Below are 26,005 nucleotides of genomic sequence, written 5' to 3'. Positions count from 1 at the left end.
TTGTTTAATATAAGACTGAAAATAGCCCAATTTCTGTTTCTTCCTCCTTTTTTCACACAGCAAGATGGATTATCTCAGATCAGATTCCAATAAGCAACTTTAAACTGCAACTTTTCACCTATTGTCCATAAAAAAAGCAGAACCCCCATTTTCAGGGATCCTGCTTTTGTCTTAATGAGATTTAAGGTTTTCCAATTCAATAAGGAATTTGTTGTTCAGAACTTTAATGTACGTCCCCTTCATTCCCAGTGATCTGGATTCAATGACGCCTGCGCTTTCCAGCTTTCTCAGCGCGTTAACGATTACTGAACGCGTAATGCCGACACGGTCCGCAATCTTACTTGCCACAAGCAAGCCTTCGTTTCCGTCAAGCTCTTCAAAGATATGCTCAATCGCTTCAAGTTCACTGTAAGACAGAGAACTGATCGCCATTTGAACAACCGCTTTGCTTCGCGCCTCTTCTTCGATTTCTTCCGCTTTTTCTCTTAAAATCTCCATTCCTACAACGGTTGCTCCGTATTCAGCAAGAATGAGATCATCATCTTCAAATTGATCCTGCAGACGGGACAGAATGAGCGTGCCCAGTCTCTCTCCTCCGCCGATGATCGGCACGATCGTTGTTAAGCCCGCTTGGAACAGGTCTCTGTTTTCCACAGGAAACGCCGTGTATTCGCTGTTGATATCAAGGTTTGAAGACGTCTCCGGAACATTGAACAGATTTCTCGTGTACTCTTCCGGGAACTGGCGGTCTTCAAGCATTTTTTTCATGCGGTCATTTTCAATCTGCTGATTAATAGAGTAGCCCAAAAGCTTTCCTCTGCGGCTGACGACGAAAATATTAGAATCAATGACGTCACGAAGCGTTTCAGCCATTTCTTTAAAGTTTACGGGTTTGCCTGCCGCAGCCTGCAGCATGCTGTTAATAATTCGTGTTTTTTGTAGTAAAGCCATGATAAATAATCCTCCTAGAATTCCTCTTATTAAATTTTCACAATATAAATTGACTTAGATCTTTGTTGTTTGCAATCGTTTCGAGCTTTTCTTCAACGTATTGCGGCGTGATGGCGACTTTTTCCATCGTCACGTCCGGCGCTTCAAACGACAGGTCTTCCAAGAGACGTTCCAATATCGTGTGAAGCCTTCTCGCTCCGATGTTGTCCGTATCCTGATTCACATGATAAGCCACTTCGGCGATCTTACGAATAGCTTCGTCAGAAAATTCAAGAGATATACCTTCTGTCTGCAATAAAGCCTGATATTGTTTTAACAGCGCGTTATCGGGTTCGACGAGAATCTTCACAAAATCATCTACCGTCAGCTTGCTCAATTCTACACGAATCGGAAAGCGGCCCTGCAGCTCCGGAATCAGATCAGACGGTTTGGCCATATGGAATGCCCCGGCTGCGATAAACAGCACGTGATCTGTTTTGACGGAGCCGTATTTCGTGACGACGGTAGATCCTTCGACAATCGGAAGGATATCTCTTTGAACGCCTTCTCTCGATACATCTGCTGAGGAAGAAGCCCCTCCGTTTTTTGCGATTTTATCTATTTCGTCAATAAAGATAATGCCGCCCTCTTCAGCTCTTAACACGGCCTCTTGGCCGACTTCATCCATATCGATTAATTTGCCTGCCTCTTCATTGGTCAGAACCTTCCTTGCTTCTCTGACCGTCATTTTGCGGCGTTTTTTCTTTTTTGGCACCAGATTGCTCAGCGCATCCTGCATATTCATGCCCATCTGCTCCATCCCGGAGCCTTGCAGCATGTCAAACATCGACGGCTGCTGCTCTTCCACCTCTACGGAGACGTAATGGTCTTCGAGCTCTCCCAATGCGAGCTGATGCGCCATGCGCTTTCTTTTCTCTTCAAGGCTTGCTTCTTCCTGCTGGTCGGCTTCATCATCATTTGCCGCCTGGTTTCCTCCGAAGAGCATTTCAAATGGATTTTTCACACCCGCTTGTTTTTTCTTTCCCGGAACGAGAAGCCGCACTATACGTTTGTTTGCATTTTCTTCAGCCTGTTCTTTCACTTCGCTGATTTTTTCTTCTTTAATGAGCCGCACGGATGTCTCAACGAGGTCTCTGACCATTGATTCGACATCTCTGCCTACATAGCCGACTTCTGTAAATTTTGTCGCTTCAATTTTTATAAATGGCGCACCGGTAAGCTTGGCGATCCGTCTGGCGATCTCTGTTTTCCCCACCCCGGTCGGGCCCATCATCAGGATGTTTTTGGGAACGATCTCGTCTCTCAGTTTTTCATCAAGAAGACTTCTGCGATAGCGGTTTCTTAATGCCACGGCGACAGCTTTTTTCGCATCCTGCTGTCCTACAATGTATTGATCCAACCGATCTACGATTTGTCTCGGTGTTAACGGTTTGTTTTCCATGCGCCTCAAGTCCTTTCTATTCAAGTTCTTCCAAAATGATCTGATCGTTTGTGTACACACAAATCTCGCCCGCGATTTTCAAAGCGGCTTTTGCAATATCTTTGGCGGACAGATTTTCTCCGGCATAGGTTTTCAGCGCTCTTCCTGCTGACAGGGCGTAGTTTCCGCCGGAGCCGATTGCCAAAATGCCGTCATCCGGCTCAATCACTTCACCTGTTCCCGATACGAGAAGCAAGGTATCCTGGTTCATGACAATCAGCATGGCTTCCAGCTTGCGCAGCACTTTATCGCTGCGCCATTCTTTCGCAAGCTCAACCGACGCACGTTTTAAATTGCCGTTGTATTCTTCAAGCTTCGCCTCAAACATTTCAAAAAGTGTGAAAGCGTCTGCAACAGATCCCGCAAATCCGGCCAGAACCTTTCCGTTAAACAGCTTTCTCACTTTTCTCGCGGTATGTTTCATGACTACAGCCTGACCGAATGTGACCTGGCCGTCTCCTGACATAGCGCTTTTCCCGTTATGCCGGACGGCAAAAATCGTTGTCGCATGAAAAGATGACATGAGAAGGGCCTCCTTTTAATTTTCTTTAAAAGCTCTCGGGTGGTGGGACATATATGTGTTTCTCAGCATTTCCTTCGATACATGTGTGTATATCTGCGTAGAAGACAGATTGGAATGGCCCAAAAGCTCCTGGACGCTTCTTAAATCAGCCCCTTCATTCAGCAGATGAGTCGCAAACGTGTGCCGAAGCATATGCGGGTGTATATGTAAAGTGCCGGATGCTTTTTTTACAAGCCCGCTTAAAATATACCGGATTCCTCTGGCGGTCAGCGGGCCGCCTCTTTGATTGACAAACAGCACATCATGAGGCTCTTTTGCTTTTTCAAGCAGGCACTGCCTTCCGCTGTTGATATACAGCTCCAGCGCATCACGGGCATATGAGCCGAACGGGATATAGCGCTGCTTCTTGCCTTTCCCGTGAACGAGCACCGTATCCATGAACAGGTCAAGATCGCCGACAGTGAGCGTACAGCACTCACTGACCCTCATTCCGGTCGCATAAAGAAGCTCAAGCAGGGCCTGATCGCGCATCCCTGACGGCTGACTTCTGTCTGAAACAGCGAATAGTTCCTCAAGTTCTTTTTCATAAAGAAACTTCGGAATCCGTTTCTCTTGTTTCGGCAGATGAACAAGCTGAAACGGATTCTCTTCAACAAGCTTTTCCCTCATTAAAAATTTATAGAAGCTTCTCAAAGCTGAAATTTTCTTGCTGATTGTTTTTCTTGACAGGCCTTTTTCATAAGCCTCTGTCAAAAATATTCTCACATCATGATATGCAGCTTCTTTCATTCCATTTATATTTTGAGCATGCAGAAACATCCCAAATTCTTCAATCGAATTAACATAATTCACAATAGTATATTGTGAATAATTTTTTTCAATTTGTAAATATTCAACGAATAACTTTAAAAAAAAGTTAACATTCTCAGTCATTATGAAGACCTCCCTCTCCGAAGGGCTTTTAAATGGTATCATATAATGCATCGAAGTTGCAATGAAAAGCTATATCGTTTTCGAAATAGTTTGAATAGTCTCAATTGCGCGTTTAGCGTATTCTTCATTTCGTTCTTTTTTGTTTTTAATTTTTACAGGCAATTCTTTTAAGAGACCGAAGTTTGCATTCATCGGCTGGAAGTTCTTCTGATTTGTCGTCGTAATGTAGTGAGCCATGCTTCCGATCGCCGTCTCCTGCGGGAATGTCACAAGATCCTGACCGAGCACAAGTTTGGCGGCATTGATTCCCGCTACAAGACCTGAAGCGGCAGATTCAACATAACCCTCTACACCGGTCATTTGGCCCGCGAAAAACAGATCGTTCCGCTGTTTAAATTGATATGTCGGGTTCAAAAGGCTCGGCGAGTTGATAAATGTGTTTCTGTGCATGACGCCGTATCTGACGATATCAACATTTTCAAGGCCGGGGATCAGTTTAAGCACTTCTTTTTGGTCTCCCCATTTTAAATGTGTCTGAAAACCTACAATATTATAAAGCGTTCCCGCCGCGTCATCCTGTCTGAGCTGAACGACTGCATAAGGGCGCTTGCCTGTTTTCGGATCTTCCAGTCCGACCGGTTTCATCGGTCCGAACAGCATCGTTTTCTTGCCCCTTTTCGCCATGACTTCAATCGGCATGCAGCCTTCAAAGAAGATTTCTTTCTCGAATTCTTTTAAAGGTACCGTCTCAGCCGTCGTCAATGCTTCATAGAAACGGTCGAATTCTTCCTCTGTCATCGGGCAGTTTAAGTACGCCGCTTCTCCCTTGTCATAACGGGATTTTAAGTACACTTTCTCCATATCGAGGCTGTCTTTTTCGACAATCGGCGCCGCCGCGTCATAAAAATACAGGTACTCTTCTCCGGTGAGTTCTTTCAGCTGCTGTGAAAGCGATTCTGAGGTAAGCGGTCCGGTCGCGATAACCGTCGGACCTTCCGGAATCTCTGTTACTTCCTCAGTAAGAACCGTTACGTTCGGATGGTTTTTCACGAGATCCGTCACGCTTTGCGCAAATTCATGACGGTCAACAGCAAGCGCTCCCCCGGCCGGAACCGAGCATTTATCAGCAGATTGAATGATTGCCGAGTCAAGCGCCCGCATTTCTTCTTTTAATACGCCTACCGCATTGGCGAGTGTATTTGAACGGAGGGAGTTGCTGCATACCAGTTCGGCGAATTTATCAGTATGATGGGCTGCCGTCTGCCTGACGGGCCGCATTTCGTATAGTTTTACTTGAATTCCTCGTTTTGCAAGCTGCCATGCCGCTTCACTTCCGGCAAGGCCTGCTCCGATTACATTAACTGTTTGCTGGTTCATTTCTTTTCATCTCCTGTTGTTTGTCCCTTCCACACAAAGAAGGTGAGCAAGGCACTGCTCACCGCTACTTCTGTGGTTCTTCCTTATAATCGCATTCGACGCATTGGACTTGTATGCCTTTTTTAAGCTTTTTCTCTACGAGCATATTTTCACATTTCGGGCATTTTCGTTCAATCGGTTTGTCCCAAGATACGAAGTCGCATTCAGGATAACGGTCACAGCCGTAAAAGATGCGTTTCTTTTTTGATTTTCGTTCGACAATGTTTCCTTCATGGCACTTAGGGCATTTTACGCCGATTTGTTTGACAATCGGTTTTGTATTCCGGCAGTCAGGGAAATTGGAGCACGCCATAAATTTGCCGTATCGGCCCATTTTATAAACCATCCGGGAGCCGCATAACTCACAATCTTCATCGGCGTATTCAGGTTCAATTTCCACTTCTTTCATTTCGGCTTCCGCTTTTTTCACGCGTTTTTCGAAATCAGTATAGAAGCTGTCAATGATTTGAACCCATTCTGTCTGGCCATCTTCAACATGGTCAAGATCTCTTTCCATTTTAGCCGTGAATTCAACGTTAATGATTTCCGGGAAAAACTCCATGATAAGATCCAGCACGATCTGCCCAAGCTCAGTCGGCACAAACCGTTTATTGTCTAATCCCACGTAACCGCGGCGCTGGATGGTGTCAAGAGTCGGCGCATATGTCGAAGGACGGCCGATCCCCAGTTCTTCAAGCGTTTTAACCAGGCGCGCCTCTGTATAACGCGGAGGCGGCTGAGTAAAGTGCTGCTCAGGCTCAATATCTTTCGATAAAACCGTGTCTCCCTCTTTAAGGTCCGGAAGCATGCGGTCTTTTTCTTCCAGCTGATCGTCTTTACCCTCTACATAGACTTTCATGAAGCCGGCGAATTTGACTTTACTTCCGTTTGCCCGGAATGTCAATCCGTTATTGCTGAGATCGACGCTCATCGTATCAAGGACGGCAGGCGCCATCTGGCTTGCAACAAAGCGCTCCCAAATCAGCTTGTATAATCTGAGCTGGTCTCTTCCAAGCACCGCTTTTAAGTCGGCAGGTTTTCTGAGCACCGAAGTCGGGCGGATCGCTTCGTGGGCATCTTGAGCGTTTTCATTTTTCTTTGCCGGTTTCCGTTTTCCCGCTAAGTACTCTTTTCCGTACGCCTGATCAATAAAAGCTGACGCTTCTTCAACGGCTGTATTGGAAATCCGCGTTGAGTCCGTTCTCATATACGTGATGAGCCCGACTGTCCCTTCTTTGCCGAGATCAATTCCTTCATATAATTGCTGCGCGATCATCATCGTTTTCTTCGCTCTGAAATTCAGCTTTCTTGCAGCCTCCTGCTGCAGAGTGGACGTTGTAAACGGCAGAGCGGGATTTCGTTTGCGCTCTTTTTTCGTAACCTTGTCAACTGTATACTTATTGCCTTTCAGCTGAGCAAGGATGGCTTTTACGTCTTCTTCGCTTTTTAAAGGAAGCTTTTTGCCGTTTTTCCCGAAAAATCCGGCTTCAAATGTCTCTTTTCCTTTTAAAAATGAGCCGGTAATCGTCCAGTACTCTTCAGGTTTAAAGTCGTTGATTTCCTTTTCCCGGTCGATGATCAGCCGGAGCGCAACGGATTGCACACGGCCCGCACTGAGGCCTTTTTTTACTTTTTTCCAAAGAATCGGGCTGATTTTGTATCCGACGAGTCTGTCTAGTATGCGGCGCGCCTGCTGCGCATCGACAAGATCCATATTAATCATGCGCGGATGTTTAAATGATTCTTTAATGGCATCTTTCGTTATTTCATTAAAGACGACCCGGCAGTCCGAGCTGAGATCCAGATCAAGACTGTGTGCGAGATGCCATGCAATCGCTTCCCCTTCTCTGTCGGGGTCGGCCGCGAGATAGACTTTTTTTGCTTTCTTTGCCGCTGTTTTTAATTCTTTTAAAACAGGGCCTTTTCCGCGGATCGTAATATATTTCGGTTCAAAGTTCTGTTCGATGTCAACTCCCATTTGACTTTTCGGAAGATCCCGGACATGTCCCATTGAAGCTTTGACTTTATATTTCTTCCCTAAATAACGTTCAATCGTTTTCGCCTTTGCCGGCGATTCCACGATGACTAGATAATCAGACATTTTCATCCCCCTCAAGAGGTGTTCTCTCTCTTTTCAAGTATCAATTCATTTTAGAGCTGCCTTTTTATGGCTTTCAACATTTCATTCTTTATGATGAACGTCATTTTATACATGAAAATAATGAGCAACTTTAAATCCTCACTATTATTAAATATTACAATACCGTTTGTCAAACGATATTTCAAAAGGGTTCCATATACTGAACGCATCGGGCGGTCAGCTCTCCGTCAATATCCTCTGCGCATAATACAGCTTTCGCCCCTTCTTGAATGAGTTTTATAGGTCCTCCGGAATATGGATTAAATATGGAACCCGGAACGGCAAATACCTCTCTGCCTTGATCGAGAGCCTGGTAAGCTGTGATTAATGAACCGCTTTTTTCTTTTCCCTGCACGACCACAATTCCTTCACTTAGTCCGCTGATTATGCGGTTTCTCATCGGAAAGTGCCATTTTTTCGGCTTTGTTTCAGGAGGATGTTCTGAGAGTAGGAGATGGTGTTCAGCCATGTATTCTGCTAACAGGAGATTTTCCCGGGGATAGATGTGATGGAATCCGCCGGCTATCACGCCGATCGTAAGCCCTTTTGCCCTGATGCTCGCCTTATGAGACAATCCGTCTATACCGGATGCAAGCCCGCTTACAATGACCCAGCCTTTTTTTGAGAGTTCGGCGGAAAGATGCCCAACCGCTTTTATTCCGTCTTCCGTCGGTTTCCGCGTTCCTACAATCCCGATTTTTCTGCCTTTTTCAAGAAGCAGCGTGTTCCCTTTTGCATACAAGACAGCCGGCGGATCATAAATCGCTTTAAGCCATGTTGGATAGCGGCTTGATGAAATCGGAATGACAGTAATGCCTTCGCGGCGGTAATCGGACAGAACTTCATCAAGTTTCGGATCCTTGCGCTCTATTTCCCGAAAAATTGCTTCCGGGGCTGTTTTCCCTTCTGATAAAACAGTTAATGGATGCGGATCCGGTAAAAAAGACAGAGAATGATCAGCTTTCCACCATTTTAATAGAAGAGACGGGGAAATGATTTGATTAATACTGCAGACCATTAAACATCGCGATGCTTGATCCAAATCTGGAAACCTCCTCTTTTTTTCAGCAAAAACAGGAACAGCCGTTACGGCTGCCCCTGCTTCGATCAGTGCGTTTTGCACGTTTCAAATAAGCCTTTTTCTTTTAACACCTTAATCAGCGTTTCACCCATTACAGAAGGGGTTTCCGCGACTTCAATTCCGCAGGCGTTCATCGTTTTGACTTTTTCTTCTGCCGTGCCTTTTCCTCCGGAGATGATGGCGCCCGCATGGCCCATGCGTTTTCCCGGAGGCGCGGTTTTACCGCCGATAAAGCCGACAACAGGCTTCGTCATGTTCGCTTTCACCCACTCAGCCGCTTCTTCTTCAGCTGTGCCGCCGATTTCTCCGATCATGATGACTGCATGTGTTTCAGGATCTTCGTTGAACGCTTTTAACACGTCAATAAAGTTCGTGCCGTTGACCGGGTCGCCGCCGATCCCTACAGCGGTAGATTGGCCTACGCCGGCTTCTGAAAGCTGATGGACGGCCTCGTATGTCAATGTTCCTGAACGGGACACAACGCCTACATGACCCTTTTTATGAATGTATCCCGGCATAATGCCGATCTTGCATTCTTCAGGTGTAATAACACCAGGGCAGTTCGGCCCTATTAATCTCGTTTTCTTGCCTTCCATAAAACGCTTCACTTTCACCATGTCCAAAACCGGAATGTGCTCAGTGATACAAATGACAAGATCAATTTCCGCGTCAACCGCTTCCATAATTGCGTCCGCCGCAAACGGAGCCGGCACGTAAATAACTGACGCATCTGCGCCCGTTGTATGAACCGCTTCTGCGACCGTATTGAATACCGGTACGCCTTCCGCTTCCGTTCCGCCTTTTCCAGGTGTTACACCGCCAACGATATTCGTGCCGTATTCCAGCATCTGCTTTGTATGAAATAAAGCGGTAGAACCTGTAATCCCCTGTACAATAACTCTTGTATCTTTATTGATAAAAACACTCATTATCTGGTCCCCTGCCTTTCATTCTTTCCTAAACTAAGGATACGATTTTCTGTGCGCCGTCTGCCATTGATTCCGCAGATGTGATGTTTAAGCCTGATTCATTCAGGATTTTCTTTCCTAAATCTACGTTTGTCCCTTCAAGGCGCACGACCAGCGGCAATGTCAATCCGACTTGTCTCGTCGCTTCAACAACGCCCTCGGCGATGACATCACACTTCATGATGCCTCCGAAAATATTGACGAAAATTCCTTTTACGTTTTGATCGGAAAGAATGATTTTAAAAGCTTCCGTAACTTTTTCTGCGGTTGCGCCGCCCCCGACATCAAGGAAGTTTGCAGGTTCTCCGCCGTAGTGTTTAATGATATCCATAGTAGACATTGCAAGACCCGCGCCGTTTACCATACAGCCGATATTTCCATCAAGGGAAATGTAGCTTAAATCGTATTTTGACGCTTCGATTTCTTTCGGATCTTCTTCATCTAAATCTCTGTATTCCATAATGTCTTTTTGTCTGTATAACGCATTGCTGTCGAAGTTCAGCTTAGCATCCAGCGCCATGACGTTTCCGTCCCCCGTAACGACGAGAGGGTTGATCTCGGCGATGGAGCAGTCCTTCTCAACAAATGCTTTGTATAAACCGAGCATAAATTTAGCGGCTTTGCCGACAAGCTCTTTCGGGATGTTAATTGCGAATGCAATTTCCCTTGCCTGATAGCCCTGAAGGCCGACAGCCGGATCAATTACCGCTTTTTTAATTTTTTCAGGTGTTTTTTCCGCTACTTCTTCAATCTCCGTTCCGCCTTCTTCAGACGCCATTAAAACGATTCTTGAAGTAGCGCGGTCAAGTACAAGCCCGACATAGTATTCCTTTTTAATATCGCAGCCTTCTTCAATAAGTAAGCGTTTTATTACTTGTCCGTCCGGACCCGTTTGATGTGTGACGAGCGTCTTGCCTAACAGTTCTTCGGCATACTCTTTCACTTCATCTTTTGTTTTTGCAATCTTTACCCCACCAGCTTTGCCGCGGCCGCCAGCATGGATTTGCGCCTTTACGACATAAACCGAGCTTGACAGGCTCTCTGCTTTTTCAACTGCTTCCTCTGCTGTAAAAGCCACTTTACCTTCAGGAACAGACACCCCGTATTTTCTGAGGACTTCTTTTCCCTGGTACTCATGGATATTCATTTCCCATCCTCCTAACTTATGTAGCAAAACTAAAAATAGACTGCGCTTTCATTCTATATAATACTGGAAGAATTGTCTAGGGTTCAAAACAAAATCTTTATATCCTTCCAAACATTCTAACTTTTATTTTATTGAAAATATAAATTTAAATGGAGTCCGGGAAATGAATGGTCCTTATTTTTCGTTTTTCAGGGTTTCGTCCAGTCTGTAAACAAATGAAAAAATTTCGGCAACGGTTTCATAGAGCGCCTCCGGTATCTGATCGTCAACCGTCAAATGGCGCATTAATTCGACAAGGGTTCTGTCTTCCTGAATGGGAACCCCCGCCTTCTCAGCTTCTTTTATAATATTTTCCGCCACGTGCCCCCTGCCTGTTGCGACAACCTTCGGGGCTTGGTCTTTCTGCCGGTCGTAATGCAGGGCGACAGCTCTTCTTAACGGCGTTTGCTCTTTCATATTTTCACATCCACTTTTCTTCCGCCGTCTTTTTCTATAAACTCTTCCACAAGAGCGCTCTGGTCTTTCGGGCGCCGTTTTTTAGCCGTGACGCCTGACAGGCTGAAGCCCGTTTCTTTTACGGCTTCTTTTAAAGCCGGTACGAGAGGGTCGATGGCCGCCTGAAGCTCAAAATCAGTCTCAACCGTAATGGTCATTACATTTTGCTGAATCATGCAGTCCACAACGGTTTCTTGCAGTGTTTCAAGGTGCAGCAAAAACAGGAGCCTGCAATGTGACGGATCGAGTTTTCCGTCCGGCTTCTTCCGTCCTTTAAAGAGAACTGTGATGTCATTCTCATACGCGGACGCTCCCAGCGGAAATGACAGCACCATCTGCGTAAAAGAAGGGTTATGCTGCTCAATAAACAGCTGGCCGTTTAATTTATGAATAAGCGGTTCCGCCTCTTGTTTAACGGATTGGGGCGCTTCTTGAAGCGTCCGGACGGCTTGGAGGGCTGTTTTCAGCGCTTGTTTCTCCGGCTGCGGAGACACGCCTTTTTCAAGCGCTGTAATGAATGATAATTCATCACGTGTGCCCAGTCCTTTTTTGATTTTCTGCAAAAGGCTTAATACATCATGTTTTTCTGCATATTTCAATTCGGTGAGCTGAGCGGCTTTTTCAAAAACAGCCGCCTCCTGTTCTGTCAGATGTGCGTTTTGAAGAACAGGTGCTGTTTTAAATGTTTTTTCTTGAGAAATGAAAGCCTTAATGATCTCCGCCGTTACTTTTACAGGACGATTTTCAGTTTTTTCTGCCGATGTCATTAATTTCTCTATAATCTGTTTTGCCGTTTTTTCAGGAAGTTCCGGATTTGCCCGTGCACTCGAAGGAGAAGGCTGGCTTGAGACTGCCTTTCCGTTTTCACGAGTCTCTCGGACAAATGGTGATTGTTTTGATTCCGTCCGTTCTCCTTCATCCATCAGCCCGGTTTCTGAGAGCGGCATGCGTGCAGTCTCGGCAAGCTTCTTCAGGAGACGTTCTGCATGAAGATCCGTTTCCGCGTTTAACACGTCAGAAACCGCCTCTTTGAGCACAGACAGCTCTTTTGCCGATTGCGGAGCCTGATTGATTGCCTGAAGCAGTCCTGAGAGGAGGCGCCGGGTCGGAACCGGATATTTAACGGCATGAATGGCTGACAAGACTTCCGGATGTGCGGGCAGTTCCCGTTTCAGCGCAAATACGATTGTTTCCGCCGCTTTTTTCAATTCGGCGGCCGGAAGCGATTCAGCCCAGCGGATGCAAGCTTTGAGGCTGTTTTCCGTCATCGGCAGCTTCTGCTGCATAAACGTTTCGGCAATCTGCAGAGACACAGGGCCCGGTTTGACAGAAAGAGCGTTTAACAGTCTTCCCGCCGCTTCCTGAACGGTTTTCGGGCTTCCTTCGAATTGGTCAATGACATGAAGCCGGCCCGTTTTTTCCGCCGGCTGTTTGTCATAAGAAAACCAGTAATACGCCTGCGGACGAAGGGCGGTTTCAAGTTTTCCCTGCATCGTCCGGCCGCCGATTTGGATAAGAGCGCTTTGATCGTCCAGCAAACGGAGAACCTTCCCTAACAGCAGCCTTTGAGAGCCGCTGTCTTTACCGCCGTCTTGCCGGTCCGGAGGGATTTCCGCCGTCAGCTGTCTGAAAGCCGCTTGGATTTCGCCGCTTATGTTCATGTCTTAAGCCTCTTTTCTAACAATAAGATTGAACGGGAGCGAACGTTTTTCGGTGAATAGTTGTCGGTCCGTATGCCTGAAGAGCTTCAAGATGTTCTTTCGTTCCGTAGCCTTTATTTTTTTCAAAGCCGTACATGGGGTAGGTTTTGGCGTACTCAGCCATGAGACGGTCCCGCGTTACTTTTGCGATGCAGGCTCCGGCGGCAATTGACACGCTTTTGGCATCCCCTTTTATAACTGATGACTGCGGAATGTCAAGGGGAAGGGTCATGGCATCAACAAGCAGATAATCAGGTGTTTCCGTTAAAGCATTGACGGCTTTTACCATCGCCAGTCTCGCGGCCTCATAAATGTTGATCCGGTCAATGACGTCCGCATGGACAATGCCGACTCCTACTGCCGCCGCTTCTTCCGTGATCCGGCTGTAATATTCCTCGAGCTTCTTTTCCGACAATTTCTTCGAGTCCGTGAGACCGAGAATTTCGCATTCTGCCGGCAAAATGACGGCGCCGGCGACAACCGGTCCGGCAAGCGGCCCTCTTCCGGCTTCGTCAACACCCGCAATCAGGCGGAAGCCCTTTTTGGATGACAGTCTTTCGTATGCCGTCATGTTCAGCCATTGCTCTTTAAGAGCTTTTTCCTTCACATGCTTTTTCAGCCATTGCTCTAAAAGCGTCTGTACGCTTTTTCTCGGGTCTTTCTCACATTGGGCAAGGAAGGGGTCGCTTTCGTCCCTGACCTCTTGCAGGCGTTCTTTTACGCTTTTTACGGTTAATGTATTCACGTTCTCTTCTCCCTTACATTATGTATATCGGTATTCTGCGGAAAAAATAAAGACCCGCATCGCTGCGCGTCTTTATTCTGATGGTGTTTCAAATGAAAGCCTGCCGAATTTTTCCGTCCGGATGTCCCGAATGATGACTTCCGTTGTTTTATCATAGTCAACCATTCCGCCGCCCATCAAACAGCCGCGTTTTTCACCGATCGCGTCGAAAAGAGCGGCGATATCCTCAGGGATTTCCTGAAGTCCGTAGCGCTCCTTCAAGCGGTCGGGATAATGCTCTTCCAGAAAGCGCAGCCCGAAGACGGCCACATCCTGCAGGTTGATAATCGTATCTTTAATCGCCCCGGTGATCGCCAGGCGCAAGCCGACAAGCTCATCTTCAAATTTAGGCCATAAAATTCCCGGTGTATCGAGCAGCTCTAATTCCTTGCCTACCTTTACCCACTGCTGTGAAGTGGTAATGCCGGGCCTGTCTCCCGTCTTGGCAATGTTTTTTTTGGCCAGCCGGTTAATGAGCGTAGACTTGCCGACATTTGGAATGCCGATGATTAATGCGCGGATTGCTCTTGGCCTAACACCTTTTGCTTTCATTTTATCGAACTTATCTTTCAGCAGCTCTTTCGAGGACGGCACGATTTGATGCAGTCCCTGCCCGTTAACGGAGTTTATTGAAAGAGAGGGAATGCCCTGTTCCTGAAAGTGGTCCTTCCACTGTGCAGTCACAGCCGCATCCGCCTTATCGGCTTTATTTAAAAGCATAATGCGCGGCTTATTTTTTAAAATCTCCTCAATCATCGGATTTCTCGATGACATCGGGATTCTCGCATCCACCAATTCGTATACGATATCAATTAATTTCAGTTTTTCTGTTACTTCCCGTCTCGCTTTAGCCATATGGCCCGGGAACCATTGAATGGTCATGTGACTTCGACACCTGCCTTATTTACCGGAACCGGATGTTCCGATGATCTCTTATGTATTTTACGTTGCTTGTTCCGCTTTTACAAATTTCATATAAAAAAAGAGCCTGTTACGGGTAACAAGCTCTTTTCGTTCGTTATCATTATCGTCTGATTTCTTTAATACGAGCCGCTTTTCCGCGAAGTTCACGCAGGTAGTAAAGCTTAGCGCGACGTACTTTACCGTAACGTACAACTTCGATTTTCGCGATTTTTGGTGTGTGTACAGGGAATGTACGTTCAACGCCAACACCGTAAGAAATCTTACGAACTGTGAACGTTTCGCTGATTCCACCACCACGACGCTTGATCACAACACCTTCGAAGATCTGGATACGCTCACGGTTACCCTCAACAACTTTTACGTGTACACGTAAAGTGTCACCAGGACGGAACGCAGGAAGATCAGTGCGAAGCTGTTCTTTTGTGATATCTTGAATTAGTTTTTGCATCGTTTTCAACTCCTTCCAACAGATGCTCTTGGCCACAACTGCAAGGCACAGCGGAACATCGTTTTCAAGCTTCTGAAGGATAAGCCTCCTTAAGCCACAAGTAGTATCTTATCATATCTTCATCGCCTGCGCAATAGAATCTATTCGTTTTCCCACTCGGAAATCCATTTTCTTTGCTCATCAGTGAGAGGATAGTTTTCAAGAAGATCCGGACGTCTTAAAAAGGTTCTTCTGATTGATTCTTTATTTCGCCATTCTTGTATTTTGGCATGGTTGCCCGACAAAAGGGTCTCAGGCACTTTTAAGCCTTTATAATCTGCTGGCCTCGTATAGTGAGGATGCTCTAAAAGCCCCGTGCTGAAGGAATCCTCCACGTGGGATGCTTCTTTTCCGAGGACGCCCGGCAAAAGCCTGACAACGCTGTCGGCAATCATCATGGCAGGGAGCTCTCCCCCGGTCAGCACAAAATCCCCGATGGAGATTTCATCAGTGACAAGATGTTCCCGGATCCGTTCATCATACCCTTCATAATGTCCGCAAATAAACATGAGATGTTCCTCTTGTGCCAGCTCCTCGGCTTTCTTCTGCGTATAACGCTCACCTTGCGGGCAGACGAGAATAATGCGCGGCTTGGCGTCCGTACCGGCTGTCAGCTTTTCAACCGCATCAAATACGGGCTGCGGCTTTAACACCATCCCGGCTCCCCCGCCGTACGGGTAATCATCAACCGTTTGGTGTTTATTATCCGAAAAAGCCCGGAAATTGATGACGTCAAAACGGACAGCCTCTTTTTCCTGTGCTTTTTGCAGAATGGAGGAGCCGAGCACCCCTTGAAACATTTCGGGAAACAGTGTTAAAAAGTCGATTTTCATTCGTCTATTAACCCTTCCATTACATGAATCTTAATTTTCTTCTCATTTATATTAATATCCTTTACCACAGAAGCAATATACGGAATGAGCGCATCTTTTTTGCCTTTTCTTGCAACCACCCATACGTCATTAGCCCCTGGCGTCAAGATTTCCTTCACTGTGCCGATCAGTTCCCCGTCTTCTGACACAACCTCGCAGCCGATGATTTCATGAAAATAAAATTCATCTTCTTCAAGCTCTCCCAAGTCTTCTTCAGGGACTTTGATCACCATGTTTCTTAGGTGTTCGACTTCATTGAGACTCGGCATTTCTTTGAATTGCAGCAGATGAAACTGCTTGTGAAGCCTGTGGGCGCTGACCGTTACTTTGATTGGCTCCGCAACCCCTTCCGCAAACAAATAGAGCGTATTGCCGGGCTTGTACCGTTCTTCGGCAAAGTCCGTTTTAGAAATGACCCGCACTTCGCCTTTAATGCCGTGGGTATTTACAATTTTGCCTACATTAAACCATCTGTTTGTCATATTATCACCTCGGGCGGATTTCAATTACTACCCCGTCTTTTATGACGATGGTATTTGCCGCTGTTTTTTCATGCCAGTTATCACCGACATTGATTGAAAGCAGCGCATCGATCTCCTTTTCCTTCACTTCGCTTCCAAGCGGGAGCGACTCTGTCTGGCTTATTTGGAAATCGATCATTTTGATTTTGTCTTGTCTTTTCTCAATGGCTTTTTTAAAAGATTCTGCTACATCGGGATTCTGCTGATCTTTTTCATGTTTTCTAAGCTGAAAATAGAGCTGGCTGCATTCTCGTTCAAGCGTTTGCTTTTTTTCTGCAAAAGAGGCCAAAAGCTTTTCCTTGCTTTGCTCGGTCAGAACCTGCATAACGGTTACCCTGTGAATAATCTGCATAGGACCAGACTCCCCACTCTTCCAACATATTTCTGTTCATTTGCCTTTTTTACGTGTAAAAAAAGGGGAGGTGCCGGCCCTCTCCCTTTTTCAGTCAAATATTTCAAATTGAACTTTCTTAGAAGACTGTGCGCCAGCTGCAAAAACGACGGTTCGAATCGCTCTTGCAGTCCGGCCTTGCTTTCCGATAATCTTACCGGTATCTGACTTATTGACAGATAAGCGCAGCGCAATCTTTTGATCAGTCTCTTCCTTTGTGACCGTTATGTCTTCCGGATGGTCGACAAGCGGAGCCACAATGCTGACAATCAAATCTTCCAAGTTCTGATCAGTCATTACTTGCCTTGTTTAGCGTTGTGGAATTTTTCCATAATTCCTTGGCTTGAGAACAAGTTGCGGACTGTATCAGAAGGTTTAGCTCCTGTTTGAAGCCATTTAAGAGCAAGCTCTTCGTTGATTTTCACTTCAGCCGGCTTTGCAACCGGGTTGTATGTGCCGACTGTTTCGATGAAACGGCCGTCACGCGGTGAACGAGAATCTGCTACAACAATACGATAGAAAGGAGATTTTTTTGCTCCCATACGTTTTAAACGAATTTTTACTGCCATTTTACTAGCACCTCCGAAAATATTTCAACAAGATAGTATATTAACAATGATAAAAGTGTTTGTAAAGTGTTTTTTCTTAACAACGGTTTTATCATGTATAACCGATTACATAAAAGGTAATTTAAAGCCTTTTTTCTTCCCTTTTGACATGTTGGTCATCTGCTTCATCATTTTTTTCATTTCCTCAAACTGCTTTAAAAGACGGTTGACTTCCTGAACGGATGTTCCGCTTCCTTTGGCAATCCGCTTCCGCCGGCTGGCGTTAATAATATCCGGCTGTTCTTTTTCAAGAACAGTCATTGATTTAATGATCGCTTCCACATGATTCAGCTGTTTTTCATCGACTTGGATGTTTTTTAAGCCTTTCATTTTGCCTGCGCCGGGCATCATTTGCAGCAGTTCGTCAAGAGGCCCCATGTTTCGGACCTGGCCGAGCTGCTCCAGAAAATCATCCAACGTGAAGCTCATCGTTCTCATTTTCTGCTCAAGCTCTTTGGCTTTGTCTTCATCAACGGTCGCCTGAGCTTTTTCAATCAAGGTCAGCACGTCACCCATTCCGAGAATCCGGGATGCCATCCGTTCGGGATGGAACGCTTCAAGAGCATCGAGCTTTTCTCCCATTCCGGCGAATTTAATCGGCGTTTCGGTGACCGCGCGGATAGAAAGCGCCGCACCTCCGCGGGTATCCCCGTCAAGCTTTGTTAAAATGACGCCCGTTAAACCGAGCTGGTCATTAAAGCTTTTGGCGACGTTTACCGCATCCTGACCGGTCATTGAGTCGACGACAAGGAAAATTTCCTCAGGATTTGCGACTTCCTTTACGCCGGAGAGCTCATCCATCAGTTCATGATCGATGTGCAGCCGTCCGGCGGTATCTAAAATCACATAATCATGATGCTCTTCCTTCGCTTTTTCAATCGCCTGTCTGGCGATTTCCACCGGGCTGACCTGATCGCCAAGCGAAAAGACCGGCATATCAAGCTGTTTCCCCAGTGTTTCCAGCTGTTTAATCGCGGCGGGTCGGTAAATATCCGCAGCCACGAGCAACGGTTTGCGGTTATGTTTTTTGCGCAGCAGGTTGGCAAGCTTCCCCGTGGTTGTCGTTTTACCGGCACCTTGGAGCCCGACCATCATAATAACGGTCGGCGGGCGTTTGGCGACGGCAATTTTGCTTTCTTCGCCGCCCATCAGCTCGGTAAGCTCTTCTTTTACGACTTTAATAACCTGCTGACCGGGTGTCAGACTCTGCATAACGTCCTGTCCGACAGCCCGTTCACTTACTTTTTTCACAAAATCCTTTACGACTTTAAAGTTAACGTCAGCCTCAAGAAGCGCAAGACGAACTTCACGCATCATCTCTTTTACGTCTTGTTCGCTGACTTTTCCTTTTCCGCGGATTTTTGAAATCGTCTTTTGCAGTCGGTCGGCTAATCCTTCAAATGCCATTGTTTGCCGCCTCCTAATCTAATTTCTCAAGCGCTTCAATCAGAGCCGTCATTTTTTCCTCTTCCTGCAAACCGGAAGCAAGCTCTTTCAGCTTTGTAAACATTTCTTTACGCTCCTGAAACTTTTTAAAAAGGAGCAGTTTTTCTTCATATTGTTCAAGCATCGCTTCAGTCCGTTTGATGTTATCGTAAACGGCTTGCCTTGAAACGTCATACTCTTCGGCTATTTCACCAAGGGAGAAATCGTCCAGATAATAAAGCGACATATAGCTCTTTTGTTTTGACGTCAGCAACGACTGATAGAAGTCAAATAAATAGTTCATTCTCGTCGTTTTTTCGAGCGACATTTGAGCTCTCCCCTTTGTTAAGTCAAATCCCTTTACAAAAACTTAGTTTACATGGTTTCAGAGCGTGTGTCAAGTTTTTATCTTGTCAAAGCAGGATGCTCTTTTTACATAATAAGTTTTTTTAAAAAAATTCATATAGACCGTCGTTAAAATACTCGAATTCTTGTTTTGATACACGATAGCGGCAATAGCCTTCGTAAAAAGCATTGAGGCATGCTTCATTTGTGACAAAATGACTGATCGCTAATGATTCATCATATCGCGGATCTCCCGCCGATATTCCCGCAGCATCGATAAACAGATAGACCTCTCCGTCTTTCACCAGCACATTATCAGTCGTGCAGTCACCGTGAATCATTGTCTGCTGAACAGGAACAGGCCTGTACCTGTCCAATTCCTTCAAAAGCTCTGCACTTCCTTCAGCCTGTCCTTTTTTGACATATTCCCCGGCTCGTTTGATTTGCAGATCGAGCCAGTCTGATTCCGGCTGTAAACCAGGGACCATTTCGGTTTCATGCAGACGTTGCAGAAACTGGCCGAAACTTTTGATCAGCTTTTTCTTTTCAGTATCCCCTTTTGCTTTTCTTAAAGCCGAAGTCAGGGTGATTCCATCCTCAAATGACATGATGATATGGCTGGCATGCTGTTCCTGTATCATCCCATAATAAATAGGAACAGGCAGACGACGAGTTTCCGCCAGTTTTTGTAAAACGAAGGCTTCTCTCATTAACCATTCCCGATACTTCTGTTGAAAAGAACTTTTCAGCAGAAATGCGTCTTGGCCGGCCACTATTTTTCGAACGGTTGAAGTGCCTCCCTGTTCATCCAACAGCGACATATGGTTTATCGCGCCGATCTTACTTTCCAATTCAGCTTTCAGCCATTTGTCCAACAATTGCCCCCTCCATTCCGATCTATCAATGCGTATAAAAAAACGAGTATAAAACCGTCCATTTTATACTCGTTTTTTATTCATTAATCCTCGGCTTTTTCAACTAAATCAGAAAAGAGACCGTATACGTAAGATTCTGCATCAAACCGCTGGAGATCGTCAACCTTTTCTCCGAGGCCGACCAGTTTCACGGGGATGTGAAGCTCATTGCGGATCGCCAGGACGATACCGCCTTTAGCGGTGCCGTCAAGCTTCGTTAACGCGATACCCGTCACATTCGTCGCTTTGGAGAATTCTTTCGCCTGCGCCATCGCATTTTGGCCTGTCGTCGCGTCCAGCGCAAGGAGAACCTCATGCGGAGCCTCAGGCACTTCGCGTTCGATGACGCGTTTGACTTTTTCAAGCTCTTTCATTAAGTTTACTTTATTCTGAAGGCGGCCGGCCGTATCACAAATCAGCACATCCGCTCCTCTTGCTTTAGCCGCGTGTACGGCATCATAAATAACCGCAGCAGGGTCGCTTCCGGCAGCCTGTTTAATGACAGGCACGCCTGTACGCTCCCCCCACACTTCAAGCTGTTCAATCGCCCCGGCTCTGAAGGTGTCTCCGGCAGCGAGCACAACGGATTTGCCTTCATTCTTCAGCTTATGGGCAAGTTTTCCGATCGTTGTCGTTTTTCCGACGCCGTTTACCCCGACAAGCAGAATAACGTTCAGGCGCCCGTCCTGAATATTTAATTCAGAAATCTGTTCGTCGCCGCTGTTATAAATGTCGACAAGCTTTTCAGAAATGACGGACTGCACTTCCTGAGGATCCTGGATGTTTTTCAGCTTCACTTCTTTTTTGAGCTCATCAATCAGCTCCATAACGGTTGTAAAACCTACGTCAGCGCCAATCAGCACTTCCTCAAGCTCCTCGAAGAAATCCTCGTCGACTTTCCGGTAGCGGGAGACAAGTTCGTTCACTTTATTTGAGAAGGAATTTCTTGTTTTTTCAAGACCATCTTTAAATTTTTCAGAGACGGAGTCTGTCTGTTTCGTGATTTTCTCTTTTAATTTTTTAAAAAAGCTCATCTTTCAACCTCTTTCCTCGTTACTGAACGAATTCTTTTGTTTCTTCCAGTTTGACCGAAACCATTCGGGAAACGCCGGATTCCTGCATCGTAACACCGTAGAGGACATCCGCTTCTTCCATGGTGCCTTTTCTGTGGGTGATGACGATAAACTGGCTGTCGCCGCTGTATTTTTTTAAATATTGCGCAAACCTGAATACATTGGCTTCATCAAGCGCAGCTTCCACTTCATCAAGGACGCAGAACGGCACGGGCCTTACTTTCAGAATGGAGAATAAAAGGGCAATGGCAGTCAGCGCCCGTTCTCCCCCTGACAAAAGATTTAAGTTTTGCAGTTTTTTGCCCGGAGGCTGCGCGATAATGTCCACCCCGGAATTAAGAAGATCATTCGGATCAGTCAGCTTCAGTTCAGCCCGTCCTCCTCCGAATAAAGAACGGAACACGTCGTTGAATTGAGAACGGATCTGGATAAACGTTTCATGGAATCGCTTCGTCATTTCAGAATCCATTTCTTCAATGACTTGAAACAGTGTGTTTTTCGCTTCCGTCAGGTCATTTTTCTGCTCTGTTAAAAACTGATACCGTTCGTTTACTCTTTCAAATTCATCGATGCTGCCGAGATTGACCGTTCCGAGCTCTTCAATTGAAAGCTTGATCAGTTTGACCCGTTTTCTCGCCTCTTCAGGCTCGAGTTCGAGCTGATATTGTTCTTTTGCTCCTTCAAAGGATAAGCTGTATTCCTCACGTAAATACTGCAAGAGATTATCAAGCTCAACTTCCATCCGGCCGAGTTTTACCTCTTCATCTTTCAGAATGTCTGTTTTTTGCTTATACAGACGCTTCATCTCTTTCAGTTCAAGCTCGTTCGTATCAAGAGCCCGCTGGAGCTTCACACGCTGGTCGCGCCGGCTGGCGATCAATTCGATCGTTCTCGTTTTATCGTGAAGCTTGTGATGGGCTGCTTCTTCAAGCTGCTCCTCACCGCTTGTGCTGGACGTCATCTCTGAGGTCAGGAGGCTTAAATCTTCCCGTGTTTCTTTCAGAGCGAGCTGCGTTTCTTCAAGCTCTTTTTTCAGCCGTTTGAGGTTGTCTTCTTCACTCGAACAAGCCTGTTCTTTTTTCGCAGCAGCCACTTTACATTCCGTCAGTTCATGAGAGAGCGTTTCTTTTGTTGAGGATAGGGTCTGCTTTTGTTTTGTCAGCCTTTCCATCTCTTCCTCAAGCTCTTTCAGCTGGCCGGATGCCTCACTCAGCTGTTCTTCCAGAGCTGATTTGCGCGTCTCTTTTTCCCGGCTGCTTTCCGTCAGTGATGCTTTCTCCTGATCGTAAAGCTCCAGATGGGTATTGATGTTCTTTTCAGCAACTTCGAGTTCATACAGCCTGCCTTTTACATCCTGCTGCTTTGTTCTGAAAGCTTCACCGTCTTCACGGAGACCGCTCAGCGTATGTTCAAGCTCTTGAATGGCCTGCTTCAGCGTTTTGACCTCTTTTTCGAGCAGAGCTGTTTTTTCTTCCATTTCGGCAAGCCGCGCAGTCACCGTCTCAAGCTCACGGCTTCTGCCGAGCAGAGAATTGTTTTTCTTTTTGACCGCGCCGCCTGTCATTGATCCGCCTGGATTGACGACATCGCCCTCAAGCGTCACGATGCGGTAGCGGTGCCCGAGAAGCTTGGCCAGTTCATTCGCACCTTTTAAATCTTCAGTGATCAGCACGGTGCCGAGAAGGTTTTGAATGACATTCCGATACGCGGCATCATATGTGACAAGCCCGCTCGCTGTGCCGAGGAAAGACGGATGCTTCTGAGCCGTCTGTTCATCACGGGTTTGGAGCTGGCGCGGTTTCATAACCGTAAGCGGCAGGAACGTCGCGCGGCCGAAGGAATTCTGTTTTAAATATTGAATCGCTTTCCGCGCCGCCTGCTCATCGTCTGTGACAACGTGCTGCGCCGCTGCGCCGAGTGCAATCTCGATCGCCGTTTCATATTTTTGTTCGGTGGCAATCAGTTCGAGAACGGCGCCGCGGATGCCGCCGAGCTGCTCTTTCTGCTTCAGCACTTCTTTTACGCCTTGGTAAAATCCTGAAAAATCGCCTTGCATCGTTTCAAGCATATCTTTTTTGGATCTGGCCTGCTGGACGAATTGATATGCCTGATACAGCGCTGATTCTTTCTTTTCATATTGGCGTTTTTTCTGTTCATATGCTGTCTGGACTTCGCGAAAGCGGACGACCTGATTGTGAATATCCTCTTCAACGGCAGCCAATTCTTCTTCGCACGCCGCTTTGCGGACTGCAATATCGTTACGTTCTTCAAGATATTTTTCATTGTTTGCGGTCAGTCTCGCCTGCTGGACCGCAGATTGGGACATCTGGTCATCTAAAAGCTGCAGCTCGTTGCGAATCGACGCCTGGCTGTTTAACAATTCAAAGTAATCGCTTTTTAATTGTTCAATTTTCTCTTCTACATTTTCATTATGCAGACTGAGAGCCTGCTGCTTTTCTTTCACTTGGGCGTTTAACCGCTTCACTTCCGCACGCAGCTTATCATAGACGGCAGACTGTTTTTCAATGTCGGCTTTCAGTTCGGCTTCTTTGTTCGTGTAATGTGTAACGGATTCCTCAAGCTGTTCCCGGTTTTGCGCGGCATTTTTTTTGCGCTCTTTCAGCACTTCTTTCCGGCCTTCCAGCTTTTCCAGCTCTTCACTTGTCACGAGCAGAACCTGCTGCAGTTCGTTGACGGATTCATCAAGCGCGTGGATTTTATCTCTCGTCTCTTCTATCATCGCTTCTTTTGCGGATAGAGCCGATGATTCCGCCAATTCTTCTTCTTTAGCAGCCTGCACCTTGTCTTTTAAACCCGACCATCTGCCATGCAGTTGTTCGATGTCAAAGGCGGTAAGGGCAATTTCGACATGCTCAAGCTCTTTCTTTTTTTCTAAGTAGTCTTTGGCGATTGATGCCTGGATTTTCAGCGGTTCGACCTGATCTTCAAGCTCATGGAGAATATCTTCCACCCTGTTTAAGTTATCCTGCGTCTCAAACAGTTTGTTTTCCGCTTTTTTCTTTCTTGTTTTATATTTCAGCACGCCGGCCGCTTCTTCAAAAATACTGCGGCGGTCTTCCGCTTTGCTGCTGAGAATCTCTTCGACTTTCCCCTGACTGATAATAGAGAATGCTTCTTTTCCGAGCCCGGAGTCCATAAATAAGTCAATGATGTCTTTCAAACGGCACTGCTGATTGTTGATGAGAAATTCACTCTCTCCGGAACGGTACACCCGTCTCGTCACGCTGACTTCGTGGTAATCGATCGGGAGAAAATGATCTTCATTATCAAGCGTTAACGTGACTTCGGCAAGGTTCAGCCGCTTGCGCGAATCACTTCCCGCAAAAATGATATCTTCCATTTTTCCGCCCCGAAGCGAGCGGGCTGATTGTTCGCCGAGCACCCAGCGGATGGCTTCGGTAATGTTGCTCTTTCCGCTGCCGTTCGGACCGACAACGGCCGTGACGCCTTTTACAAAGTCAACGGATATCCGTTCTGCAAATGATTTAAATCCTATAACGTCTAAACGTTTGAGGAACATCCCAGATCCTCCTTATCGTATAAGTATCTCAATATTATCATAATCACCCGCTTATATCAGGCGCAGACATACTGAAATCCCCCTAGGGAAACAGGGGGATTTTATTGTTTCGTATGATGTTTTTGCATTTTTGCAAGAGCTTCCTGTGCCGCATGCTGCTCGGCTTCTTTTTTGGAACGTCCGTTCCCGATACCGAGCGCCTCACCTTTAAGAGAGACAAGCGCCTCGAATTCCCGGTTGTGGGCAGGCCCTTTTTCATTGAGAATTTTGTACTCAAGCGATCCTTTTCCGTCCCGCTGTACAAATTCTTGAAGCTGGCTTTTGAAATCCATCACATGAGAAAAAGCACCATCGTTTATTTTAGGGAACACGTACACTTTCAGGAATTGCTGAACCGGCTCAAGGCCCTGATCCAGATACAGTGCGCCAATAAACGCTTCAAACACATCCGCTAAAAGCGCAGGACGCTTTCTGCCGCCCGTCATTTCTTCTCCTTTTCCCAAGAGAACAAGATCGCCGAATGACAATTCATGGGCAAGTGAGACGAGTGACGGCTCGCATACGATAGCGGCTCTCAGCTTCGTCAAATCTCCTTCACTCATGGCCGGGTATTTGGCAAATAAGAATTGGGAGATCGTCAGTTCCAAAACAGCGTCACCTAAAAATTCAAGCCTTTCATTGTCTTCATACGGCTTTTTCCGATGCTCATTCACATAAGATGAATGTGTAAATGCTTGATACAAAAGTTTCTCGTTTTGAAAATGAACCGAAATCCGTTCTTGGAACTCTTTAAATTGCTCTATTTTTTTATAGAACTTTTTTTTATCTTTAAAATGTGAGTGTTTTGACATAGTAACCTCCATAGGCACATCAGGTTCACCGCGCTCCCCGCCGTAAACGGAATCGGCAGCGCGTACAGCGTCAGACGCCGGTAACCGAACGATTAAAGGGCTAAAGCCCCGCTGTCAGGCGGGACTTTTAGCATCAGCTTATTGCTGGTTTTGTATGTAGTTCACAGCGTCGCCGACTGTTGCAATCTTTTCAGCATCTTCGTCAGAAATCTCCATATCAAACTCGTCTTCAAGTTCCATAACAAGCTCAACTACATCTAGGGAATCAGCACCTAAGTCTTCCTTGAAAGAAGCTTCAAGTTTGACGTCAGCTTCATCAACGCCAAGGCGGTCTACGATGATTTTCGTTACACGCTCTAATGTATCTGCCATAGCAATTCACCTCCCCTCAAGTATTATAGAGGATTCGTTTTTAAAAAACTAGAGAAACTAGGA

At 46.2% G+C, this 26,005-nt stretch carries 26 protein-coding genes; all 26 read right to left on the bottom strand.

From position 1 onward, the window contains the following. Nucleotides 1–171: 171 nt before the first annotated feature. Nucleotides 172–951, bottom strand: a complete 780-nt coding sequence (gene codY / locus NYE68_RS08900; protein WP_003154263.1) for a GTP-sensing pleiotropic transcriptional regulator CodY — start codon at nucleotides 949–951, stop codon at nucleotides 172–174. A 37-nt stretch (nucleotides 952–988) separates the two neighbouring features. Further along, a complete protein-coding gene (gene hslU, locus NYE68_RS08895; protein WP_324636970.1) occupies nucleotides 989–2,401 on the bottom strand; it encodes an HslU--HslV peptidase ATPase subunit in 1,413 nt (470 codons plus the stop codon). Between the two features lie 7 nt (nucleotides 2,402–2,408). Next, nucleotides 2,409–2,954, bottom strand: a complete 546-nt coding sequence (gene hslV / locus NYE68_RS08890) for an ATP-dependent protease subunit HslV (RefSeq protein ID WP_014417767.1) — start codon at nucleotides 2,952–2,954, stop codon at nucleotides 2,409–2,411. A gap of 15 nt (nucleotides 2,955–2,969) precedes the next feature. Next, on the bottom strand, nucleotides 2,970–3,887 hold the full coding sequence (xerC, locus tag NYE68_RS08885) for a tyrosine recombinase XerC (protein ID WP_007409774.1): 918 nt from the start codon (nucleotides 3,885–3,887) through the stop codon (nucleotides 2,970–2,972). Between the two features lie 69 nt (nucleotides 3,888–3,956). Next, nucleotides 3,957–5,264 (bottom strand): FADH(2)-oxidizing methylenetetrahydrofolate--tRNA-(uracil(54)-C(5))-methyltransferase TrmFO, encoded by a 1,308-nt coding sequence (gene trmFO, locus NYE68_RS08880; protein WP_012117550.1) that lies wholly within the window; start codon nucleotides 5,262–5,264, stop codon nucleotides 3,957–3,959. 64 nt (nucleotides 5,265–5,328) lie between these two features. Then, nucleotides 5,329–7,404, bottom strand: coding sequence for a type I DNA topoisomerase (gene topA / locus NYE68_RS08875; RefSeq protein WP_007409771.1), 2,076 nt, complete (start codon nucleotides 7,402–7,404; stop codon nucleotides 5,329–5,331). Nucleotides 7,405–7,585: 181 nt separating this feature from the next. Beyond that, nucleotides 7,586–8,485 (bottom strand): DNA-processing protein DprA, encoded by a 900-nt coding sequence (dprA, locus tag NYE68_RS08870; RefSeq protein WP_033574575.1) that lies wholly within the window; start codon nucleotides 8,483–8,485, stop codon nucleotides 7,586–7,588. 65 nt (nucleotides 8,486–8,550) lie between these two features. After that, the gene (gene sucD, locus NYE68_RS08865; RefSeq protein ID WP_003154281.1) at nucleotides 8,551–9,453 is read right to left on the bottom strand and encodes a succinate--CoA ligase subunit alpha; all 903 of its coding nucleotides are present in this window, start codon (nucleotides 9,451–9,453) and stop codon (nucleotides 8,551–8,553) included. A gap of 28 nt (nucleotides 9,454–9,481) precedes the next feature. Continuing rightward, nucleotides 9,482–10,639: an ADP-forming succinate--CoA ligase subunit beta gene (gene sucC, locus NYE68_RS08860; protein ID WP_003154283.1), complete on the bottom strand. Its 1,158-nt coding sequence runs from the start codon at nucleotides 10,637–10,639 to the stop codon at nucleotides 9,482–9,484. A 174-nt stretch (nucleotides 10,640–10,813) separates the two neighbouring features. Then, nucleotides 10,814–11,095, bottom strand: coding sequence for a FlhB-like flagellar biosynthesis protein (locus NYE68_RS08855; RefSeq protein ID WP_007409769.1), 282 nt, complete (start codon nucleotides 11,093–11,095; stop codon nucleotides 10,814–10,816). Then, nucleotides 11,092–12,795 (bottom strand): glycosyl transferase, encoded by a 1,704-nt coding sequence (locus tag NYE68_RS08850; RefSeq protein WP_324635850.1) that lies wholly within the window; start codon nucleotides 12,793–12,795, stop codon nucleotides 11,092–11,094. The genes NYE68_RS08855 and NYE68_RS08850 overlap by 4 nt, the downstream gene beginning before the upstream one ends. Nucleotides 12,796–12,811: 16 nt before the next feature. Next, nucleotides 12,812–13,579 carry a ribonuclease HII gene (locus NYE68_RS08845; RefSeq protein ID WP_174747562.1) on the bottom strand — a complete coding sequence of 256 codons (768 nt, stop codon included), beginning with the start codon at nucleotides 13,577–13,579 and terminating at the stop codon, nucleotides 12,812–12,814. A gap of 72 nt (nucleotides 13,580–13,651) precedes the next feature. Then, nucleotides 13,652–14,500 (bottom strand): ribosome biogenesis GTPase YlqF, encoded by an 849-nt coding sequence (ylqF, locus tag NYE68_RS08840; RefSeq protein WP_007409766.1) that lies wholly within the window; start codon nucleotides 14,498–14,500, stop codon nucleotides 13,652–13,654. A gap of 142 nt (nucleotides 14,501–14,642) precedes the next feature. Then, nucleotides 14,643–14,990 (bottom strand): 50S ribosomal protein L19, encoded by a 348-nt coding sequence (gene rplS, locus NYE68_RS08835; RefSeq protein ID WP_003154288.1) that lies wholly within the window; start codon nucleotides 14,988–14,990, stop codon nucleotides 14,643–14,645. 140 nt (nucleotides 14,991–15,130) lie between these two features. Further along, on the bottom strand, nucleotides 15,131–15,862 hold the full coding sequence (gene trmD, locus NYE68_RS08830; protein ID WP_015417462.1) for a tRNA (guanosine(37)-N1)-methyltransferase TrmD: 732 nt from the start codon (nucleotides 15,860–15,862) through the stop codon (nucleotides 15,131–15,133). Beyond that, on the bottom strand, nucleotides 15,859–16,383 hold the full coding sequence (rimM, locus tag NYE68_RS08825; RefSeq protein ID WP_174747563.1) for a ribosome maturation factor RimM: 525 nt from the start codon (nucleotides 16,381–16,383) through the stop codon (nucleotides 15,859–15,861). The genes trmD and rimM overlap by 4 nt, the downstream gene beginning before the upstream one ends. Nucleotides 16,384–16,387: 4 nt before the next feature. Further along, the gene (locus NYE68_RS08820) at nucleotides 16,388–16,774 is read right to left on the bottom strand and encodes a YlqD family protein (RefSeq protein ID WP_003154291.1); all 387 of its coding nucleotides are present in this window, start codon (nucleotides 16,772–16,774) and stop codon (nucleotides 16,388–16,390) included. 90 nt (nucleotides 16,775–16,864) lie between these two features. Then, on the bottom strand, nucleotides 16,865–17,110 hold the full coding sequence (locus NYE68_RS08815) for a KH domain-containing protein (protein ID WP_007611392.1): 246 nt from the start codon (nucleotides 17,108–17,110) through the stop codon (nucleotides 16,865–16,867). Further along, nucleotides 17,110–17,382 carry a 30S ribosomal protein S16 gene (rpsP, locus tag NYE68_RS08810; RefSeq protein ID WP_003154296.1) on the bottom strand — a complete coding sequence of 91 codons (273 nt, stop codon included), beginning with the start codon at nucleotides 17,380–17,382 and terminating at the stop codon, nucleotides 17,110–17,112. Before rpsP ends, NYE68_RS08815 begins: the two co-directional genes overlap by 1 nt. Nucleotides 17,383–17,487: 105 nt before the next feature. Beyond that, nucleotides 17,488–18,828 (bottom strand): signal recognition particle protein, encoded by a 1,341-nt coding sequence (ffh, locus tag NYE68_RS08805; RefSeq protein ID WP_014417759.1) that lies wholly within the window; start codon nucleotides 18,826–18,828, stop codon nucleotides 17,488–17,490. 13 nt (nucleotides 18,829–18,841) lie between these two features. Beyond that, nucleotides 18,842–19,174, bottom strand: coding sequence for a putative DNA-binding protein (locus NYE68_RS08800; RefSeq protein ID WP_003154299.1), 333 nt, complete (start codon nucleotides 19,172–19,174; stop codon nucleotides 18,842–18,844). Nucleotides 19,175–19,295: 121 nt separating this feature from the next. Next, on the bottom strand, nucleotides 19,296–20,066 hold the full coding sequence (locus NYE68_RS08795; protein WP_163068962.1) for an aminoglycoside phosphotransferase family protein: 771 nt from the start codon (nucleotides 20,064–20,066) through the stop codon (nucleotides 19,296–19,298). 83 nt (nucleotides 20,067–20,149) lie between these two features. Beyond that, nucleotides 20,150–21,139 carry a signal recognition particle-docking protein FtsY gene (gene ftsY / locus NYE68_RS08790; RefSeq protein ID WP_003154301.1) on the bottom strand — a complete coding sequence of 330 codons (990 nt, stop codon included), beginning with the start codon at nucleotides 21,137–21,139 and terminating at the stop codon, nucleotides 20,150–20,152. Between the two features lie 19 nt (nucleotides 21,140–21,158). Next, nucleotides 21,159–24,719 (bottom strand): chromosome segregation protein SMC, encoded by a 3,561-nt coding sequence (gene smc / locus NYE68_RS08785; protein WP_324635851.1) that lies wholly within the window; start codon nucleotides 24,717–24,719, stop codon nucleotides 21,159–21,161. A gap of 101 nt (nucleotides 24,720–24,820) precedes the next feature. Further along, a complete protein-coding gene (gene rncS, locus NYE68_RS08780; RefSeq protein ID WP_014417754.1) occupies nucleotides 24,821–25,570 on the bottom strand; it encodes a ribonuclease III in 750 nt (249 codons plus the stop codon). Between the two features lie 138 nt (nucleotides 25,571–25,708). Then, nucleotides 25,709–25,942 (bottom strand): acyl carrier protein, encoded by a 234-nt coding sequence (gene acpP / locus NYE68_RS08775; protein WP_003154310.1) that lies wholly within the window; start codon nucleotides 25,940–25,942, stop codon nucleotides 25,709–25,711. Nucleotides 25,943–26,005: the final 63 nt, after the last annotated feature.

Source organism: Bacillus sp. FSL R5-0447, assembly GCF_038606125.1.
Taxonomy (GTDB): Bacteria; Bacillota; Bacilli; order Bacillales; family Bacillaceae; genus Bacillus; species Bacillus velezensis.
This window is presented reverse-complemented; position numbering and strand designations above follow the sequence as displayed.

Bases quoted from the DNA above. Each gene is read 5' to 3' on its own strand.
- acpP (WP_003154310.1), bottom strand. From the start codon at position 25,942: ATGGCAGATACATTAGAGCGTGTAACGAAAATCATCGTAGACCGCCTT.
- topA (WP_007409771.1), bottom strand. From the start codon at position 7,404: ATGTCTGATTATCTAGTCATCGTGGAATCGCCGGCAAAGGCGAAAACG.
- ffh (WP_014417759.1), bottom strand. From the start codon at position 18,828: ATGGCATTTGAAGGATTAGCCGACCGACTGCAAAAGACGATTTCAAAA.
- NYE68_RS08820 (WP_003154291.1), bottom strand. From the start codon at position 16,774: ATGCAGATTATTCACAGGGTAACCGTTATGCAGGTTCTGACCGAGCAA.
- rpsP (WP_003154296.1), bottom strand. From the start codon at position 17,382: ATGGCAGTAAAAATTCGTTTAAAACGTATGGGAGCAAAAAAATCTCCT.
- sucC (WP_003154283.1), bottom strand. From the start codon at position 10,639: ATGAATATCCATGAGTACCAGGGAAAAGAAGTCCTCAGAAAATACGGG.
- sucD (WP_003154281.1), bottom strand. From the start codon at position 9,453: ATGAGTGTTTTTATCAATAAAGATACAAGAGTTATTGTACAGGGGATT.
- hslV (WP_014417767.1), bottom strand. From the start codon at position 2,954: ATGTCATCTTTTCATGCGACAACGATTTTTGCCGTCCGGCATAACGGG.
- ftsY (WP_003154301.1), bottom strand. From the start codon at position 21,139: ATGAGCTTTTTTAAAAAATTAAAAGAGAAAATCACGAAACAGACAGAC.
- NYE68_RS08800 (WP_003154299.1), bottom strand. From the start codon at position 19,174: ATGTCGCTCGAAAAAACGACGAGAATGAACTATTTATTTGACTTCTAT.
- smc (WP_324635851.1), bottom strand. From the start codon at position 24,719: ATGTTCCTCAAACGTTTAGACGTTATAGGATTTAAATCATTTGCAGAA.
- trmD (WP_015417462.1), bottom strand. From the start codon at position 15,862: ATGAAAATCGACTTTTTAACACTGTTTCCCGAAATGTTTCAAGGGGTG.
- xerC (WP_007409774.1), bottom strand. From the start codon at position 3,887: ATGACTGAGAATGTTAACTTTTTTTTAAAGTTATTCGTTGAATATTTA.
- trmFO (WP_012117550.1), bottom strand. From the start codon at position 5,264: ATGAACCAGCAAACAGTTAATGTAATCGGAGCAGGCCTTGCCGGAAGT.
- rimM (WP_174747563.1), bottom strand. From the start codon at position 16,383: ATGACAAACAGATGGTTTAATGTAGGCAAAATTGTAAATACCCACGGC.
- ylqF (WP_007409766.1), bottom strand. From the start codon at position 14,500: ATGACCATTCAATGGTTCCCGGGCCATATGGCTAAAGCGAGACGGGAA.
- NYE68_RS08855 (WP_007409769.1), bottom strand. From the start codon at position 11,095: ATGAAAGAGCAAACGCCGTTAAGAAGAGCTGTCGCCCTGCATTACGAC.
- NYE68_RS08815 (WP_007611392.1), bottom strand. From the start codon at position 17,110: ATGACTGATCAGAACTTGGAAGATTTGATTGTCAGCATTGTGGCTCCG.
- NYE68_RS08850 (WP_324635850.1), bottom strand. From the start codon at position 12,795: ATGAACATAAGCGGCGAAATCCAAGCGGCTTTCAGACAGCTGACGGCG.
- rncS (WP_014417754.1), bottom strand. From the start codon at position 25,570: ATGTCAAAACACTCACATTTTAAAGATAAAAAAAAGTTCTATAAAAAA.
- rplS (WP_003154288.1), bottom strand. From the start codon at position 14,990: ATGCAAAAACTAATTCAAGATATCACAAAAGAACAGCTTCGCACTGAT.
- codY (WP_003154263.1), bottom strand. From the start codon at position 951: ATGGCTTTACTACAAAAAACACGAATTATTAACAGCATGCTGCAGGCT.